The sequence below is a fragment of the Salegentibacter holothuriorum genome, from assembly GCF_900168045.1.
Classification (GTDB): domain Bacteria; phylum Bacteroidota; class Bacteroidia; order Flavobacteriales; family Flavobacteriaceae; genus Salegentibacter; species Salegentibacter holothuriorum.
On record NZ_FUYY01000004.1, the window covers coordinates 16,745 to 34,296 of the forward strand.

Annotated in this window: 17 protein-coding genes; 1 reads left to right on the forward strand and 16 read right to left on the reverse strand. The window is 38.0% G+C overall.

Features of this window, described 5'->3' with window-relative positions:
• Positions 1–103: 103 nt before the first annotated feature.
• Positions 104–889, forward strand: coding sequence for a pyruvate formate-lyase-activating protein (pflA, locus tag B5X51_RS10535; RefSeq protein WP_245828740.1), 786 nt, complete (start codon positions 104–106; stop codon positions 887–889).
• A 231-nt stretch (positions 890–1,120) separates the two neighbouring features.
• Here the strand turns inward: pflA and B5X51_RS10540 are convergent, their stop codons facing one another.
• The 16 genes from B5X51_RS10540 to B5X51_RS10615 form a co-directional block, all read right to left on the reverse strand.
• The gene (locus B5X51_RS10540) at positions 1,121–1,402 is read right to left on the reverse strand and encodes a hypothetical protein (RefSeq protein WP_139374876.1); all 282 of its coding nucleotides are present in this window, start codon (positions 1,400–1,402) and stop codon (positions 1,121–1,123) included.
• 1 nt (position 1,403) lies between these two features.
• Entirely contained in the window at positions 1,404–1,724 is a 321-nt protein-coding gene (locus B5X51_RS10545) for a rhodanese-like domain-containing protein (RefSeq protein ID WP_079721149.1), read from the reverse strand.
• 4 nt (positions 1,725–1,728) lie between these two features.
• Positions 1,729–2,016: a rhodanese-like domain-containing protein gene (locus B5X51_RS10550; RefSeq protein ID WP_245828741.1), complete on the reverse strand. Its 288-nt coding sequence runs from the start codon at positions 2,014–2,016 to the stop codon at positions 1,729–1,731.
• Between the two features lie 171 nt (positions 2,017–2,187).
• Entirely contained in the window at positions 2,188–2,397 is a 210-nt protein-coding gene (locus B5X51_RS10555; protein WP_079721151.1) for a YgaP family membrane protein, read from the reverse strand.
• Between the two features lie 18 nt (positions 2,398–2,415).
• Positions 2,416–2,721 (reverse strand): hypothetical protein, encoded by a 306-nt coding sequence (locus B5X51_RS10560; RefSeq protein ID WP_079721396.1) that lies wholly within the window; start codon positions 2,719–2,721, stop codon positions 2,416–2,418.
• 73 nt (positions 2,722–2,794) lie between these two features.
• Complete coding sequence (locus B5X51_RS10565; RefSeq protein WP_079721152.1) at positions 2,795–5,995, reverse strand: efflux RND transporter permease subunit; 3,201 nt, start codon at positions 5,993–5,995, stop codon at positions 2,795–2,797.
• Between the two features lie 108 nt (positions 5,996–6,103).
• On the reverse strand, positions 6,104–7,180 hold the full coding sequence (locus tag B5X51_RS10570) for an efflux RND transporter periplasmic adaptor subunit (protein WP_079721153.1): 1,077 nt from the start codon (positions 7,178–7,180) through the stop codon (positions 6,104–6,106).
• An 11-nt stretch (positions 7,181–7,191) separates the two neighbouring features.
• On the reverse strand, positions 7,192–8,502 hold the full coding sequence (locus B5X51_RS10575) for a TolC family protein (RefSeq protein ID WP_079721154.1): 1,311 nt from the start codon (positions 8,500–8,502) through the stop codon (positions 7,192–7,194).
• A gap of 18 nt (positions 8,503–8,520) precedes the next feature.
• A complete protein-coding gene (locus tag B5X51_RS10580) occupies positions 8,521–9,672 on the reverse strand; it encodes an NAD(P)/FAD-dependent oxidoreductase (RefSeq protein WP_079721155.1) in 1,152 nt (383 codons plus the stop codon).
• A 635-nt stretch (positions 9,673–10,307) separates the two neighbouring features.
• The gene (locus tag B5X51_RS10585) at positions 10,308–10,802 is read right to left on the reverse strand and encodes a DUF2231 domain-containing protein (RefSeq protein WP_079721156.1); all 495 of its coding nucleotides are present in this window, start codon (positions 10,800–10,802) and stop codon (positions 10,308–10,310) included.
• Between the two features lies 1 nt (position 10,803).
• A complete protein-coding gene (locus tag B5X51_RS10590; RefSeq protein WP_079721157.1) occupies positions 10,804–11,121 on the reverse strand; it encodes a hypothetical protein in 318 nt (105 codons plus the stop codon).
• A 118-nt stretch (positions 11,122–11,239) separates the two neighbouring features.
• Positions 11,240–12,616, reverse strand: coding sequence for a TolC family protein (locus B5X51_RS10595; protein WP_079721158.1), 1,377 nt, complete (start codon positions 12,614–12,616; stop codon positions 11,240–11,242).
• Positions 12,617–12,722: 106 nt separating this feature from the next.
• The gene (locus B5X51_RS10600) at positions 12,723–14,081 is read right to left on the reverse strand and encodes an HlyD family secretion protein (RefSeq protein WP_079721159.1); all 1,359 of its coding nucleotides are present in this window, start codon (positions 14,079–14,081) and stop codon (positions 12,723–12,725) included.
• A gap of 2 nt (positions 14,082–14,083) precedes the next feature.
• Positions 14,084–15,748 (reverse strand): peptidase domain-containing ABC transporter, encoded by a 1,665-nt coding sequence (locus B5X51_RS10605; RefSeq protein WP_079721160.1) that lies wholly within the window; start codon positions 15,746–15,748, stop codon positions 14,084–14,086.
• A 182-nt stretch (positions 15,749–15,930) separates the two neighbouring features.
• Positions 15,931–17,205: a Kelch repeat-containing protein gene (locus B5X51_RS10610; RefSeq protein ID WP_079721161.1), complete on the reverse strand. Its 1,275-nt coding sequence runs from the start codon at positions 17,203–17,205 to the stop codon at positions 15,931–15,933.
• A 145-nt stretch (positions 17,206–17,350) separates the two neighbouring features.
• The gene (locus B5X51_RS10615; RefSeq protein ID WP_079721162.1) at positions 17,351–17,503 is read right to left on the reverse strand and encodes an SsrA-binding protein; all 153 of its coding nucleotides are present in this window, start codon (positions 17,501–17,503) and stop codon (positions 17,351–17,353) included.
• Positions 17,504–17,552 lie beyond the last annotated feature (49 nt).

Genomic DNA, 17,552 nt, shown 5'->3' on the forward strand with positions numbered 1-17,552 from the left:
AAAATTTGCAGGCCTCTCATCTTTTTTAATTCTACATTAAGGGATTATTTTTTCTAATTTATACCTCGTGGATTCACCAGGGGGTTCTTCATTTTAAAAGGCTATGAAAAGCGAAACAATCACAAGGTCAGGGAATTTAATGGCTGATTTACAGAAGTCGGAACTCCTTCGGGTGCATTCTATTGAAACTTTTGGAACCCATGACGGCCCGGGTATTCGATTGGTGATATTTGTCCAGGGATGCCAGTTTCATTGTCTGTATTGTGCCAACCCAGATACTATTAGTATTGAAGGAGGTACCCTGATGAGAATTGATGAAATTGTAGAAAAAGCTAAAAAACAGAAACCATTTTTTGGAAAGAATGGGGGAGTTACTATCTCTGGCGGAGAACCACTGTTGCAGCGGGCTATGCTATCAGAGTTATTTCTTAGACTTCGTAAAGAAGGTATTCATACAACTTTAGATACCAATGGTAAGGTAATAGATAAACAAACTAAGCAGTTGCTGGAAACAACAGATCTTGTGATGTTGGACATTAAACATATCAATGACGATTGGCATCATAAAATTACCAGGCTATCTAACGTAAATACTTTGAAATTTGCCGAGTACAGGGAATCTACCGGAAAACCAATGTGGTTAAGGTATGTATTGGTTCCCGGTTATTCAGACCAGGAAGAATACCTGCACCAGTTAGGAAAGCATTTTAAAGATTATAAGAGTATTCAGAAAATTGAAATTCTGCCTTATCACCAATTGGGAATGCATAAATGGGAAGCTCTGGGATGGAAATATGAGCTTGAAGATGTAAAAAGTCCAGATATTGCTTCCTTAAAAAAAGCTACAGATATTCTCCAGCAATATTTTAAGGAAGTAAGCGTAGGCTAGTTATATAATTTGAAATAGGCTGTTTGAAAAGTTAATTTTCGTCAAGCTGAATTTATTTCAGCTTCAAATATGTTTTTAACTATCAGTATATTAGATCCTGAAATAAATTCAGGATGACGGTTTTAAAACCTTTTTAGACAGCCTCTTTCTATTTATACCGATTCGAAAATATTTAACTACGGAAAGGAAGTAGAGCACTGTTTATTTATAATTAGGTTTTAAACAGTAAGATCAATGATTAGTATCCAGATCTGTTTTTACTCGATAATCGAGATTTAAATGCTTCGAATCTATTTTTTTCTCATTTAATGCCTCTTGATCTACTTCACAAGTTCCGGTTGCACAATTTCCACCTGCACAGGCAAGTCCGAAAAGACCCATTGCAGCCGGCCAGGCACCAAGAGCAATGCCAATCCATTCGCCTTCCAGGGCGCTTTGTACAATTACCCAGCTACCTATTAAAAAGTAGGCTGCCCGTATCCATGTCCAACCGGTAAAAATTCTTTCTTTCATATTAATAAGAAATTCTTCCATTTAACCTGGCCCAGCTTCCGCCGTTATGAACATTCGAAAATCCGTTAGACTTCAACATACTTTTTGCCGAAGCACTTCGCATTCCCGATGCGCAACAGGTTATTATTGGTTGATTTTTATCTTTTAGTTTATTAAGATTTGTATTTAGTGTTTGTAAAGGAATATTTTTAGATCCTTTAATGTGACCACCCGAGAATTCTGCTTTAGTTCTCACATCTATTATAATTCCACCTTCTTGAAGGAGCTCTCTATAATTGGGAGCTGGTTTTATTCCTAAAAGCTCTTTAAGTTTTGCTATCATATTTTTATGCTGTTTCTGAGGTTAGGTAATTCACTTCAAGCCACGAGCCGCCATTTAGGCAATTTATGCTTTGCTGACTTAAATAATTTGCTGCCTGTCCACTTCGGTTTCCGGAAGCACAGCATAAAATCAGCGGTGCGTGCATTTGTTTTAGTTCATCTATTCGGTGTGGAATTTCATTCAAAGGAATATTAACAGCTCCGGAAACACTTCCACCCATAAATTCAATATGAGTTCGTACATCTACGATTGTACCTTCCTTATTTTTAATTGTTTCTTCTTTACTCATCATATAATTATTTTAAATCAGCATAAAACATTAACTGATTTCCAGGTGCGAAAATAACTCTAAAGCCCGTTTCTTACAGTTACTTTTGTTACACAATCTATTGGTAAACAAAGGATTTGAATTGGAGTATGCTTTTTTTTGCCATAACTCGTTTAGATTAGTCTACGCGGAAAATTAGCATTTTTGCCCGGACTTTACTTTATCTGAAACCCCAAGTTTCTCAAGAATTTTATCCATAAGACACCAGTGGGTTAAGGAAGATTGAAGAAGATTGGCCCCAACAAATGCGGTAAACCATAACCAGTTAATATTTACATATACAGCTAAAAGAAGGCTTATAAGCACAAAACTTCCTGCGATACCTCGTACAATTCTATTTTTCATTTTTATAATATTTATGGATTATATATGATTTTCAATGTTTATTACTACTGCCCTTATAGGATTATTAGTTTCCATTTTTTCGTTAAAGTCTGTAACTAATTTAAAAAGCAGATCAATTTTTTCTTTTTCGGTGAAGGAGAAAAACATAAGGGATTCGGTTCCACCTTTCTCTCCCGGAAACCAGCTTAGGGTAGCGATTATTTTATTTGGGTTTTTATAACCATCTATTTCAGAACGACTAAAGGCTTCGATCTTTGCCATCTTAAATATGTTGAGAATATCCTTTTGGAATTCCGCCACACTTGTTACAATTAATAATTTCATATTTTGAATATTTAGTAGTTGGATAAAAGCTGAAGAGATTTTTAGTTCCTTTTCAGCTTTTTTCCAACTTAATTTATTGGTGATTTTTCTTTTCAATCATATAATAAACCAGTGGCACAACCAGCAACGTAAGTATGGTTGATACAATAGTGCCGCCCATAAGAGAGATTGCCAGTCCCTGGAAAATTGGATCAAAAAGAATAACAAAAGCTCCAATTACTACCGTTCCGGCAGTTAATAGAATAGGAGTGGTACGTACTGCTCCTGCTTCTATTACGGCCTGTTTTAATGGAATTCCGTCTTCCAGCCGTAGGTTTACAAAATCAATAAGTAATACCGAGTTTCGTACCATGATTCCCGCCAGGGCTATCATACCAATAAAAGAGGTTGCGGTAAAGAAAGCACCCATAATCCAATGTCCCAGCACAATTCCAATAAGCGATAAAGGGATTGCTACCATCATAACTATTGGCGCCCTGTAATTCTGGAACCAGCCTACAATTAAAATGTAGATAATAAAGATCACTCCCAGGAAGGCAATACCCAGGTCTCTAAAGACTTCAAGCGTAATTTGCCATTCTCCATCCCATTTTACGGTATAATCATCTTCCATTGTTGGTTGTTCTATATAAAGCTCATTAAGCTCGTAACCCGGAGGAAGATTTATTTCCTTTAATTTTTCTTCCATTCCTAAAATGGCATAAACCGGACTTTCTAGTTCACCCGCCATATCGGCCAGCACATAAACGACTCTTTTTTGGTTCTTTCTAAAAATGCTGTGCTCTTTTACCTTTTTATCTATCTTAACAAGATCGACCACACTTACCATTTCTCCCATTTGGGAAGCGATCTTGATTTGAGAAATATCCAAAGCAGTTGATTTTTCCTGTTCTGCTAAGGCTAAAACAATCTCCACTCTTTGGGTCGCATCTTCATCGTAGAGGTGCGTCACGGCCCTATCTCCTAAAGCAGCATTCATCGTATGAACAATCTGTTGCGGAGCAACTCCGTAGCGCATTGATTTTTCCTTGTCTATCTCGAAATGGAATTCTGTTTGATCATCCTCCACCATCCAATCTACATCTACAACATCTGCTGTTTGGTTCAGGATACCCTGGATTTCGTCGGCAATTTCAATTTGCTTTTCATAATCGGGTCCATAAACTTCAGCAACAATGGTAGACATTACCGGGGGGCCGGGTGGTACTTCCACGATCTTCACATTGGCGTCAAATTTCTTAGCGATCTTTTGTATAGTAGGCCTAAGCAATTTTGCAATATCGTGACTCTGGGCACTTCTTTCGGTTTTATCCTTCAGGTTCACCTGTATATCGGCAGTGTTGCTTGCGCCCCTAAGATCATAATGTCTTACCAGGCCATTGAAGGTTATTGGGGCCGAGGTGCCTACATAACTTTGGTAATTTACCACCTCTGGCCTTTGAGCCAGGTATTGGCCAATTTCTCTTGTGACCGTCGCGGTACGTTCCAAAGTTGTACCCTCGGGCATATCTATTATCACCTGGAATTCATTTTTATTGTCAAATGGCAGCATTTTTACGGCAACAGATTTAGTAAAGAATAAGGCTACAGAGCCCAATAACAATACTATAGTTGTGCCCAAAAAGATCCATCGGGTACTCTTATTAGTAATAAGCGGTCTTTCTAATTTGTTATAGAGTTTATAAATACGTGTATTCTCTATGTTATCTGCAGGTTCTTCTTCTTTTTTCTTCTTTCCACTGCTTTTTTCCCTAAGGAAAATAAGCCCCAGGTAAGGAGTAATAGTAAGTGCCACAAATAGCGACAAGATCATTGCAATAGAAGCTCCAATAGGCATAGGGCTCATATATGGTCCCATTAATCCGCTAACAAAGGCCATTGGCAATACCGAGGCAATTACTGTGAAGGTTGCAAGAATGGTTGGGTTCCCTACTTCATTGATGGCATACAAAGCAGCCTGCTTAAAAGGCAGTCTTTTCATTTTAAAATGCCGGTGCATATTTTCGGCAATGATAATAGAGTCATCTACCACTATTCCTGTTACAAATACTAAAGCGAAAAGCGTTATACGGTTAAGGGTGTAGTCCAATAAATAATAACTAAGCAGGGTAAGAGCAAAGGTGACCGGTACCGATAGGAAAACCACTAAGCCGCCGCGCCAGCCCATAGCCAGCATTACAACCAGGGTAACCGCTATAATAGCCCCAATTAAGTGCAATAGTAGTTCACCTACTTTGTGGGAAGCTGTTTCCCCGTAATTTCGGGTAACCTCCACGTGTACATCATCTGGAATTAGATTGCTTTTTAGTTTGTCTACCTTCCCAATGATCACATCAGCAATTTGCATCGCATCGGCTCCTTTGATCTTGGCTACTGAAATAGTCACTGCAGGATACTCAGAAGAAAAATTACTTCCTGCTTCAGAGCCCTGACCATAACCAAAAGAAACATATTCTTTAGGCAATTCGGGCCCTTCAATTACTTCTGCTATCTGGTACAAATAAACCGGCTGTTGCTGCTGAATTCCAATGATAAGATTTTCTACATCTTCGGCAGATTCAAGGAAACTCCCGGTGCTTATCAAAAACTCGGTATCATTCCGGTCAAAGCTGCCTGAAGAAAGTTGTTGGTTGTTCGCCTGTATTTTTTCAGAAACACCAAGGAAGTCCACGCCGCTTGCAGCCATCTTTTCTTTATCCAGAACCACGCGTACCTGCTTGCTACGGCCACCAATGGCATTGGTAACCGAAACATCGGGTACTTTTTCTATCTCGTGCGTGAGCTCATTGGCTATCTGCTTAAGCTGGTAATCGTCATAATTTTCACTCCAAAGCGTAAGTCCCAACACCGGAACATCGTCTATAGACCGTGTCTTCACCAAAGGCATTGTAGTTCCCTTTGGCATCTGGTCCATATGCTTCATAAGTTCATTATAAAGCTTCACATAGGAGCGTTCAATATCTTCTCCTACCAGGAACTGAACGGTTACCATTCCCTGTTCTTTCATTGAAGTGGAATAGATATAATCTACTCCCGGAATATTGGAAACCATTTTCTCCAGGGGTTTTATTACCCGTGATTCAAGTTCTGTGGGGCTGGCACCAGGATAACCAACAAAAATGTCGGCCATTGGCACGTCTATTTGTGGCTCCTCTTCCCGGGGAATCAAGAATGAACTGTATACTCCAATGACCATAAAAACGATCATAAGAAGCACCGTAAGTTTTGAATCCATAAAGCCTTTGGCAATTTTGCCTGCTAATCCTTCTTTCATTTTGTAGTAATTTTTTTACCCGATAATCGAGATTTAAATTTTTCAAGATTTGTCTTGAAATTAAAATGTTGCTACCAATTAATATTTCGAGGGCTTACCCGCGTAGACTTATTGCTGAATACTGAGGTTGGCACCATTGTATAGTTTTCCTTCGGCTGAAGTGATATAAGATTCCCCGGCACTAAGACCTGATAATACTTCGACTTTATTACCCACTTTTCTGCCAAGTCTTATCCACCTTAGGATAGCGGTGTTTTGCTCGCTAGGCGTATAGATGCCCTGAAGATCGCCGTGGTTAATTATTGCGGTTTCGGGTACTAATATCATTTCTGTTTTATCCCCGGTTGTTGGAAACTGAACGCTTGCATACATTCCTGAATAGATTTCGGCATTGTTCTGATCTAATGCGATTTTTACAGAATACTGACCTCCGGAATTACTGGCTGAAGTACTTATTTCTGAAACTACTCCTTCAAGGGTTTCTCCCGAAGATTTAATGAGTACCTCTACTTTCTTTCCTTCTGTTACTGAAGCTATTTCAGATTCCGGCACGCTTGCCCTCACTTCAAAATTCCCCGGCACTTGCAATCTAAGCAATGGCATTCCGGGATTGGCCATATCACCAACTTCTACATTTTTATCGGTAACTACACCGCTAAATGGAGCTGTGATATTAGAATACGCAAACTGCGCATTGATCTCATTTTTTTGTTGCCTGGCCGCTTCAAGTCGGGCTTTTGCCATTTCATACCTGGCGGTAATGTCATCCATTTCCTTTTGAGTAGCACTGTTCTTAGAAAATAATGCCTGATATCTTTCATAATCCTTCCGGGCATTGTTAAAAGCCGCCTGGGCCTCTGTGATCCCTGCATTTACCTGGGCACGTTTTGCCTGTAAGTCTGCATTATTAATGGCGATAAGTAATTCACCTTTTTTTACCTCGTCTCCAACTTTAGCATTTATCTGGGTAACATAGCCCATATTTCTAGTGCTTAAAGTGGCATTTTCAACAGCTTCAACTTTACCGCTAAAAGTGAGAAAAGATTGATCTGATTCTGTAGGAGTATTGACCGTTACTTCTACCGGTGCTGCTTTTTTAGTAGGATTTTCTTCTTGCGAATCTCCGCAACTAAAAAAAAGGCTTGTTGCTCCTAAGATTCCTATTATATATAATTTAGTATTCATAAGTTGATAGTTTAGTTTATTAGAAATTCCAATTGTGCCTGGGCATAATTGTATTCATAAATTGTTTGTGCGTATTCTAATTGTTTTTGAGAAAATTGAGCTTCTGCTGATAATAAGTCACTCGTTTTTTCGAGCCCTTGTTCAAATCGGTTAGCTCGTATTCTTAAAGACTCTTTGGCTTGTTCAAGAGCTAAGCGGGTAAGTTCAAGCTTATTTTCGGCATCTTTTACTGCGCGGCTGGCCCTGTTTCTTTCCATTTCACTTCTTGAAACATAAGATTCATATTCAAGCCTGGCTTTCTCGTAAGTTGCCCGGCTTTTTTGAAGTTTTCCGAAGCGTTTGTAACCTTCAAAGAGATCCCATTTTAATTGTATACCGGCAATATATCCATTAGCGTCACCAGCAAAGAGCTCATCATCATAGAGTTCATAACTACCAAAAGCATTTAGATTAGGCAGGAAAGTCATTTTATTTGCATTTAGCATTTCTTCTCGGGCATCTGTTGCTAGTTTCATAGCACGAATATCTGCGCGTTCTAAAGAAACGGAACCAGGGTTTTCCTGTAGAGGAAGAGTAACTTCCAGAGGATCTGTAGGTTCAAAAATGGTATTTACAGGTTCATTAAGTAAGTATCCAAGATAATCTGATGCATTGATCACGTTACTTTTGGCATATTGCAACTGATTATTGACTTCAGAGACTCTGATCTCCACAGACAATAAATCAGATTTTTGCAGGTAACCCTCCTCATAATTATCATCTGCCAGTTTTTTGTTGGCTAGCGCTGCTTTTTGAGCACTTTCCAGGACAGCTACAGCTTTTTGGGCCAGTTGCAACTCCATATAGGCTTTTTTAACTTCAAGAACCATATGATCTATGGTGCGGTCTGTTTTTAAAGCAGTTGCGGCCATCTTACTTTTCGCAGCTTTACGTTGAAAGATCCCATCCACATTTATAAGCGGTTGTTCCACTTCAATCTTAGTGGCGAAATTGTTGATCCTTTCCGGATTGTTTAATAACGCCGGGTTAAAATCGCTTTGTGTAACTATTCCCTGGTTGAGTTTAGATCCAAATGCCATTAATGGATTCGTGGTGGTCATCCCCGAATGGGATACGGCAACATTTGGCAAGAAGATTGAATTCGTTTGCCTGAAATCTCCCCGGGATTCCAGAAATTCCTGTTGAGATATTTTGATCTCCCTGTTGTTTTGCTTCACCAATTCTATGGCTTCACTTTTGGAAATCGGCCTTACTTCCTGAGCCTGTAACCACAGTCCCGGAAGTAATGACAGCAGCGTTATTACGTATTTTATTTTTATCATCTTTCTTCTGTTTTTTGATTAAAAGTTTTTGAAGAACCAGAATTTTTCATCCCACCATTTGGAGAAATGGCTCCACTGGGCAGGATCTTTCATCTTTACCTCTTTATTTTCTTCACCCGAAAATTTTCCGCCGCTTTCACTGGCTTTTCCTTCACCTGCTTCGATAAAGTATTTTCCTTCGGGTACGAAAATTTGATCTGGTTCCTGATTGCTCATTTTCCTACTAATATTATGAGCTACCACTTCTCCCTGTTGCCTGGCGAAAACTCCTATTTTAGGGAGTACGCTGCCGTTTTTAGTTTCGAGGTGCGTGATGTCACCAATAGCGTATACATTTTTAAATTTGGTTTCCAGGGTTTGGTTATTTACTGCAACCCAATCTGAACTTCCGGCCAGATCACTTTTTCTAATAACTTGCGGCAATTGATGTTTTGGAGTATAAGCTAGCAGATTATAGGAGTAGGTTTTTCCATTACTGAATTCCAATTTATTGGCAGAAACTTTAGTAAGCTCGTGCCCTGGGTAGTACTTAATTCCTTTCTTTTCCAACAAGCCTTTTAATTCCGCAGAAGCTTCAGCACTTGCGAATTCCATAGGGCCTGTTTCCGGGGTAAATAGAGAAACAGTGGTATTATTAGCAAGCTTATTATTTCTTATAAAATCTTCTATGAGCATAGCTGATTCATAAGGTGCCGCCGGACTTTTAAAGGGAAGTGAAGAAACCAAAATGGCAATTTCCCCTCCGTTAAAATCCTTGAGTTCAGAATGAAAATTCTCAGCTCCTTTAAGCGTAAAGAAATTATGTCCAAACTGCTCCAGGTTATAAATATCTGCTTGTTCAACACCCAGAGAAACAACCATATGATCTCCCTTATACTGTTTTCCTTTTACGGTAACACTTATGTTTTCAGGATCTATATTCTCGATATCTCCCTGAATAACCTCAAGTCCCGATGCCTGGAGATTAGTGATGTTTTTGGTGACTTCTTTGTTTTTTCTGTTGCCAACCATTACCCAGGGTAGGGAAGGTGCAAAAAGGCTGGTTTCTCTTTTCTCAAAAACCAGGATCTTCACCAGATTAATATCCTCTTCGTTACCGCTGTGTTTGCTTAATTCTCTAGCGGTAACAATTCCGCCCGCACCAGCTCCTAACACTAAAACCGTTTTCATAAATTATATTTTTAGGTTGTTGTCTTCTTATTTTATCACCTGAACAGTTAGTTTTTTTACAAACATTAATTGGCCGTTTTTTGTCGGGTTTTCTATGATTGCAGCAAAACCTATTTTAACCTATTGTTCAGCTAATAGCTAAGGAAATTTTATTTCTGAATTACAGCACAAAATTAGAAGCTAGGTCGCCCCTTCACAGCTACATTTGTTACACAAGGGTTTGAGGAATAGAAGGCTATAGTGGAATAATTAATAGTTTGCTATGATGTATATCAGGTTTCGTTGTTAGAATTAAGCTTTTTCTCGATAATCGAGATTTAATGCTCCTGGGCTTGCTACAAAAACCAAAAAAATCAGTTTAATGCCTCACGGGCTTGTTCCGAAGTTGTTTACTGAAACTTACTAATAAGTATAAGAGGATACTGGATAGAGAGTAGAATCCCTTAGCGGAATAAAATGAAGAATTTTTGAAAAGGAAGTATCATGAATTAAAGATATTCAGTAGGAATATATTCAAATAAGGGGTAATTCATTTTAGAAAGTTGGGGTAGAGGGCACAAAAAATATATTCCCTGGCTTTAATAAACCTGAGATGAAATTGATAGAAATTAATTTGAAACTTAAGTAAGCAGCGTTTAATTAAATTCAGCGCAATCTTCCGAAGGATGATATACGCCTGCTCCCTGTTGGTAAACTAAAGTGGCGCCTAAATGCCCCACGTACATAAGATAACCGGAGCCTATTGATAAGGTGATGATACAAAGAATGGATAATAAATTCTTTTTTTGGGTAAGAAATCGAATTCTGGAGAATTTTAATAGATCAATAAGGAGGGAGGCAGTAAAAAGCCAGGCAGTTACATACGCCAGGTTTTGATGTTCTTTAAGAACGGTGGGATCGCAAATTTTTCGTGATACAATTCCATCGGCAAGGTTGCCGGTATAAATGGCGATCCAAACTCCTATGGTGCCTAGCAAAAGTAAAAAAGTACCTCCTTGTTTCCAGAGTTCTTTTGCCGAGCCGAGAGCTATTAGTTTAAACAAAAATGCAACTAATAGAATAGCGATAGGAAAATGAACGGACAAAGGATGAAAAACCTCTGTCCGCCAAAAATCAGGTAACTGATCCATGTTATTCCATAATTTTTACAGAAATAGGATCTAAACGCTTTCCTACTTTTTCTACTTCAACTTCTACTTTTTGCCCTTCTTTCAATTCTGAAAACTCTACGGTGCTACCGTTTCTGGTTAACTCAGTATTTTCTTTGAAATACAGTTCTAAAGTCTTGTTGTCGTCTGTTTTTACGTAAATCTCATCTTTAGAAGCTTCAACTTCCTCTATTGTTCCCTGGTAAGTTCCAGATTCTACAGTATCAGTAGTTTCTCCGCAGGAAACCATAAAAAGAAATATACCTAAGAATGCGACAGATTTTAAAGTTTTAGTAATCATAGTTTTTAATTTAAGAGTTATTAGATATAAGCGAACTTACAAATTTATAGGTTTAAATATTGAAAAGGAATACTGAATTTTAGCATCTCAGTTTTTTATTAAAAAATAGAAATAGTTTCTATTGTACCGCATTGCTACCAAGGGCTTGTAGATATTCAGCCTGGGTTTTTAAAAATTTAATCTGAAGATCTAATTGCTTAAGCCTTGCTTCAATAAGTTTACTTTCGCGAGTGTTTATTAGAAAGATTGAGCTTTCACCAAAATTAAATTTCCGCACTTCAGCATCCAGTAATGTGTTAGAATCGGCGACCATTTGTGCCGTCATTTCAATTTGTTGTAAAAATGCCTGAAGCTGTTGTTGAATGGCATCAAGACGCGCTTGTAACTGGTTATCTTTAAGATTGAGTTCCAGTTTAGCATCTTGTAGCTCATATTCTGCAATTTTAAGATCTCCGCGCTCTTTTCTTAGGAATAAAGGCATAGAAAATTTTAAACCTGCGTTATAAGCACCCGCATTAAAAGTTTCAAAATTTTCAGGTTCTTCTGATAGAAAATTATACTCCAGGTCTATTTTCGGCAATAATTTATTGAAACGATAGCGTTTTTCTATCTGCAGCGCTTCTATCTTCTGACGGTAAAAAACTAATTGCGGATGAGTTTCAAAATTTGTTTCGGGTATTTCAGAAAGCAGGTTTCCCAAAATTATATCGGTTTCAACCGGTGCTACTCCTTCTTGTAAAAGTAAGGCTTGATCCTGATTCCATAAATAAGTAGAAAGTTTTAATCTGGCCTTTCCAAGGTCTACTGCCGCCTGGTTGGCTTGCAATTTGCGCTGTTGAATATTGAGTCGTGCTTCAACCGTATCTATTCCTGCGATATCACCGGTTTCAGCCCCTCTCTTAATCCCACGGTAACGCTGGTTTGCATTTGTTAGAAAATCTTCAAAAATATCTAGTTTTTCATGGGCTCTTAACCATTCAAAATAGGAGAAAGAAGCTTTTAAGAGAATATCGTTTACTAAGAGTTGTTGTTCGGCTTTACTTTGTTCTCTATAAGCCTGGGCCTTTCTTAGACCGGCCATTCGTTTGTTTATCCATAATCCTTCGCCAAGGGATAAAATTACCCCGGCTTGAAAAAGCCCTGCTTCAGGTACCTGGTTTTGCGGATTTACATAGGCACCCTGGTTTTGTTGAAATCCGCCTTTCAATTTTAACCCATACCACATAGGTACCTGCAATTGGGCATCCAGAAGATCGTAATATTCTGTGCCTTTGTATTCTTTTTGCTTATAATCTACTACAAAACGCGGATCAAAAGCACCTCTGGCTGATTGTACTTTTGCGTCAGCTATATTTCTTACCAGTCCTGCCTGCCGTACCACGGGATGTTCGCTTATTACCTTATCTAAAAATTCGGTATAACTTAAACTGTCTGTTTGTGCAAATGCAGAAGAACAAACAAAAAATAGCATTAAGAAATAGTGTGCTAAGCGCATTTTTCGGTCTACTTTTTACTCGATAATCGAGATTAAATGCTCCGAGGCTTGCCTCGAAATCAAATTATATTTTCCAATAATAATGCTTCGTGAGTTTGCTCCGAAGTTATTTGCTTTTTGCCGGTTTCTCTTGTTTAGTGCCATCTGGCGCATAATAATTAGGTGGGAAACCGTTTAAGTTTCGCCACAGTTCATACCAAATTGGAACATTTTCAAGCAGCGCAATAGTTTGGGCCCCACTTCCAATACCAATTTGGTTTGGCCAGGGATTATCATCTGGATCTGGTGCTAATAATACCCGGTATTTACCATTAGGAGAAATATAATTTTCTACCGCTACAACTTTAGCGCTATAAGTACCATAGGAGAGATTGGGCCAACCGCTAAATATAATAGCCGGCCAACCGTCAAATTGTACCTGAACTTCTTCGCCCACATGAATTAATGGTAAGTCTAATGGTCTAACATAGGTTTCTACTGCCATTTGGTAGTTTGAAGGCATGATGCCTACCAACTGCTCTCCTTGAGAAAAAGTCTCCCCCAAACCTGCACGTAATGCTTTATTTACGTAACCATCCTGCGGGGCGAGAATATAGTATAATTCACTACGCTGTTCGTAATTAGAAAGTTGAATTTCCAGTTTGTCTACTTCAGCGCGAGTATTAAACTGATTGCCTTGCGAGGTGAAAATTTCCTGCCTGGTTTTCGAAATCTTATCGGCGTATTCAGCGCTAATTCTGTTAATTTCAATTTCAGCGTTTATTACTTCGTTTCTACTGGATAAAAGCTGGTTTTGCTGTGCAATTAATTTAGCTTGCGCTTCCTGTAGTTTTAAGCGCCTTGCCTCTAAATCGGTTAAGGATTTTAAACCTTCTTCCTGGAGTGTTTGTATTCGCTCAAATTGTGTTTTGGCAATTTCTACCTGGGTCTCTGCTGCTTCAACTTTTATGCTGTCGCTAAGTACTTTTAAACGCGATTGCTCTATTTTATTAATCGCCTGGTTTCGCTTTAATCCCCTTTCGTTTTCCTGGGCCGCTAATTGTTCACCTAAGGCATTAATCTTTTCATCGTATGTAGAGGCAGATTGGTTTTTGGCGTTGATCTGGCCAGAGGTTCGGCTAATAAGTTTAGGATCAAAATAATCACTACTTACTTCAGAAATCCTTAAAATTGTATCACCTTTATTTACAAAATCTCCCTCGTTGATATACCATTGTTCAATACGGCCCGGAATAGGAGATTGAATAGTTTGCGGTCTATGTTCCGGGCTTAAGGTGGTTACATTCCCGGTGGCCCTAATATTTTGCGTCCAGGGTAAAAAGAGAATAATTAAAAATAAAACAAAAAGCCCAATAAGTACTTTATTGAATATAGTATAATGTGTTCTAAAAAATACAAATTTCCCCGATTTGGAATCAGTAATGTCTATTCGCTCGTTTAATTTTTCTTCAGAAATATTCAGCATAACTACAGGGATTTAACGATTCTTCCTTCCTGCAATTCCAGGCGTTCATCGCAAACATCTTTCCATAACTCATCGTTACTGGCTACTATAAGGCTCCAATTATTTTTAGGATCGGTTAAAAATTTAAATATCCTTTTCTTTTCCTGTGGGTCAAATTTTTCTAAAGGTTCTTTTAAGATTAATATAGCTGGCTTTCTTACAATAGCTCGAGCTAAGATTATTCTTTTTGCTATTAACGTAGAAAGGTATCTGCCTTCTGGATGAATTTGGGAGAATATACCTTCGGGTTGGTCTTTTACGAATTCTTTTAAGCCTGAATTCTCCAGCGCCCAATCTATATTTTGATCTGAGATAGTCTCATCGCCAAAAGTGATATTTTCCCAGAGGCTGCCTTCAAATGGAATTTCTTCTGGTAGCATAGTGCCAAGATGCTGTCTATATTCATTTAAAACCAGCGTGTGCCTGGCGGTATCGTTAATATAAATTTTTCCTTTAGTGGGAGTGAAAATACCCGAAATAAGCTTTAAAAGACTGGTTCTTCCATTTCCGGCGAGCCCCGTTATCAGTAAGTTTTTTCCTGGCGTTAAAGTGAAATTAATCCCGTATAAAACTGTATGGCCTTCTGGCTCAAAGGCTACTTCCTTTAATTCTAATTTAATTCCGTTTGAGGCATCAACAGAGTTCTGGCTGTTAAATGCTTCCAAAGGCTTGTCAACTACCTGTCCAATTTTTTCCAGTGAAGTTAATGTATCGTAGACATCTTCCAGCCCCCGAATTAGTTTTTCTACGGAAGAAATTATCAATAAAATAATAATCTCGGCAGCTACAAACTGGCCAATATTCATTTGTTGATTTAAAACCAATATTCCTCCTATAGCTAATAATCCACCGGCGACAAGTAACTTAAAGATGATAAGTTTTATATACTGCAATTTAAGTACCCCGAAGTGGTCTTCTCTTTCTTTTAAATAAGCGGCCGTTAAGCGATCGTTCTTATCAAGTGCCAATTTACTTCGGCCAGAAATTTTAAAACTTTTTAAATTTCTGGCTATTTCCTGAATCCAATAAGCCACCTGGTATTTATTCTTAGATTCGTCTAAGCTGGTTTTTAAACCTTTTGCTGCTGTAAATTTAAAAACCAGATAAAGCAGTAAAACAAGTAGTAGTCCATATATTATGAAAAACGGATGATAAAGGGATAGTAGGGTGACTCCCAATATAATTTGAACTGTGGCTGCAGGTAAGTCTAATAAAATTTTGCTTACCCCTTTTTGCACTGTAATAGTATCAAAAAAACGGTTGGCTAACTCTGGGGGATAGATGTTTTGTAAAGCTTCACTTTTAATTTTCGGAAATCGGTACGCAAATTCAAAACTGGATCTTGTAAAAATCTTTTGCTGAATATTTTCAGCCAGCCTAAGTTGTAAGAGTTCAAAAACCCCCACCATTCCCACAGCAAGAGTAACAAGAATAACCAAAATAACCCAGCTGGTACTAACTCTACCTCCCTGAATAAGATTTACAATTGCCTGGATGCCTAAAGGGACTGCCAGGTTGATTAAACCTGCAAGAAGGGCATAGAAAAGTATATGTTTTACATCGCGTTTATCTAATTTAAGTAAGTTCCAAAGTCGTTTTACGGTTATGCCTGGTTCTGTTTTATTCATCAACTAATACTAAGGATATTTAAAATATAGATATTTTAGGCAAAAATAAATTACCGGAAAATGTTTATTAAAGATTTAGTTAAAATTTAACGATTGTTTGTAGCTGCAGCTAGCAGCAGAAAACCTTATCTAAGCTTAAATGGGTTTAAAATTATTCCGGCTTTAAAACATTATTACATATTTTAATTTTTGTTATTTAAATGAACTGTAATAAGTTCTTTTCTTCCTGATCTTGTAATTGTAAGCTTTCCTGGATTTTGGTTTCCCTGTATTTTTAATTCAAATTCTGAGCGTGGAGCTAAAACAAATGGTAGGTTTTTGGGGTTTAAAATTTTAAAGTTATCGCTCAGCTTAATATCCGTAATTACTATAGCCTGGTTTCCACCTTTGTGGGAGATTCGTAAGCTTTTAGTTTCCTCATTAGTGAAATCGAGGTTCGTGTTGGATACCTTTAAGCTTCCGGCCAGAATGGCTTCTGTGCTAAAATTAAGTTTGTTATCGTGCGAAAAGATTTCAAAGGTGTTCAACTCAGGTGAGCCACCACGTTCTCCGCTTCCGGCTCCAATAATAATTTGTTTATTAAGGCTTATGGCCTGGGTACCGTGTCTTCCCTGATTCATAGGCGATAAAGTCTCCCATGTTTTTTTAGCCAGATTAAAAACTTCAGCTTCACTATGCGCAGCTTCCTGCATATCGCTTTCACCTCCTATAATTACAGGATTATTATCCAAAATCCCAATTGCAGTGCCAGCTCGTGGGGTAGGGATAGCTTCGGCAGAGGTCCATTTTTTAGTATCAAAATCATAGATATCGGTTGGTTTTACGGTTCCTGCAAATCCGTTGCCATCTACACTTCCCGATTTTCTGCCGCCAGCAACAAAAAGTATATTTCCAATAATAGCAGCCTGAAAATGATCTCTTTTGTTGGGGGAATCTGGAAGAACATTCCACTTGTTTTTATATAAATCATATTCATCAAACCAGTTTACCCAACCGGAAGTATGCCCGTTTGTAATTCCATTTATTATATAAATTTTCTTGTCTTTTAAAGCCACTCCTGCAGCCCCGCGTCTTCTATCTTCAGGAATTTCGGGGCCTTTTATCCAAAGATCTTCCAGGGGATCATAAATATAAATATTGGGAATGGGATCTTCAGTAGGCCAGCTGCCCGTAAATGCTCCCAGAATATAAACAAGACCATCTATAGCTATAGCCTGGCTGTGATGCATTTCTAAAGGTGGCTGTGCACCCTTTTTCCAACTTTGATTTTCTGTATTATAAACATCTATAGGTTTATTTCCACGCCCACCAATTAAAATAAAACGTTTTCCGGCTTGTACAAAAGCATTCTCATGGCGTTTCTGAGCATTGTCATTAGTAGGGAGTTTTTTCCAGGATTGTGAATAAAGGTTACTAACAGTAAAACAAAAGATAATAAGGAGCAGGTATATTTTCATTCTAGCATGTATTTATAATAAATATAATACCTATAAAGTATTAACCTATGAGGTGTTATTTTATTAATCTGTTTTGATTAGTAAATATAGATTGTTTCGAAACTAAGAATTTAGATTCTTAAACAGGTGAAGAATGAAGTTTATTTTAATCTAAAGAATTTCTTGTTACCCAGGATTTCCAGCCAATAATTGCCATTTGGACCTTACTGGCTTTCCTAAGATCCAATTCTTTTTTGGTGTAATTGGGTAGGATTTTTTTGTTAAGTTTAGAAAGCGCTTTAAAAATTTTCTTTTTCATAAATAGTTGGTTTACGCGATAATCGAGATTCAATGTTTAAAGGCCAGAT

Bases quoted from the DNA above. Each gene is read 5' to 3' on its own strand.
- B5X51_RS10580 (WP_079721155.1), bottom strand. From the start codon at position 9,672: ATGAAAACGGTTTTAGTGTTAGGAGCTGGTGCGGGCGGAATTGTTACC.
- B5X51_RS10610 (WP_079721161.1), bottom strand. From the start codon at position 17,205: ATGAAAATATACCTGCTCCTTATTATCTTTTGTTTTACTGTTAGTAAC.
- B5X51_RS10590 (WP_079721157.1), bottom strand. From the start codon at position 11,121: ATGATTACTAAAACTTTAAAATCTGTCGCATTCTTAGGTATATTTCTT.
- B5X51_RS10540 (WP_139374876.1), bottom strand. From the start codon at position 1,402: ATGAAAGAAAGAATTTTTACCGGTTGGACATGGATACGGGCAGCCTAC.
- B5X51_RS10615 (WP_079721162.1), bottom strand. From the start codon at position 17,503: ATGAAAAAGAAAATTTTTAAAGCGCTTTCTAAACTTAACAAAAAAATC.
- B5X51_RS10585 (WP_079721156.1), bottom strand. From the start codon at position 10,802: ATGGATCAGTTACCTGATTTTTGGCGGACAGAGGTTTTTCATCCTTTG.
- B5X51_RS10600 (WP_079721159.1), bottom strand. From the start codon at position 14,081: ATGCTGAATATTTCTGAAGAAAAATTAAACGAGCGAATAGACATTACT.
- B5X51_RS10560 (WP_079721396.1), bottom strand. From the start codon at position 2,721: ATGAAATTATTAATTGTAACAAGTGTGGCGGAATTCCAAAAGGATATT.
- B5X51_RS10605 (WP_079721160.1), bottom strand. From the start codon at position 15,748: ATGAATAAAACAGAACCAGGCATAACCGTAAAACGACTTTGGAACTTA.
- B5X51_RS10570 (WP_079721153.1), bottom strand. From the start codon at position 7,180: ATGAATACTAAATTATATATAATAGGAATCTTAGGAGCAACAAGCCTT.
- B5X51_RS10555 (WP_079721151.1), bottom strand. From the start codon at position 2,397: ATGAAAAATAGAATTGTACGAGGTATCGCAGGAAGTTTTGTGCTTATA.
- B5X51_RS10550 (WP_245828741.1), bottom strand. From the start codon at position 2,016: ATGATGAGTAAAGAAGAAACAATTAAAAATAAGGAAGGTACAATCGTA.
- B5X51_RS10565 (WP_079721152.1), bottom strand. From the start codon at position 5,995: ATGAAAGAAGGATTAGCAGGCAAAATTGCCAAAGGCTTTATGGATTCA.
- B5X51_RS10545 (WP_079721149.1), bottom strand. From the start codon at position 1,724: ATGATAGCAAAACTTAAAGAGCTTTTAGGAATAAAACCAGCTCCCAAT.
- B5X51_RS10575 (WP_079721154.1), bottom strand. From the start codon at position 8,502: ATGATAAAAATAAAATACGTAATAACGCTGCTGTCATTACTTCCGGGA.
- B5X51_RS10595 (WP_079721158.1), bottom strand. From the start codon at position 12,616: ATGCGCTTAGCACACTATTTCTTAATGCTATTTTTTGTTTGTTCTTCT.
- pflA (WP_245828740.1), top strand. From the start codon at position 104: ATGAAAAGCGAAACAATCACAAGGTCAGGGAATTTAATGGCTGATTTA.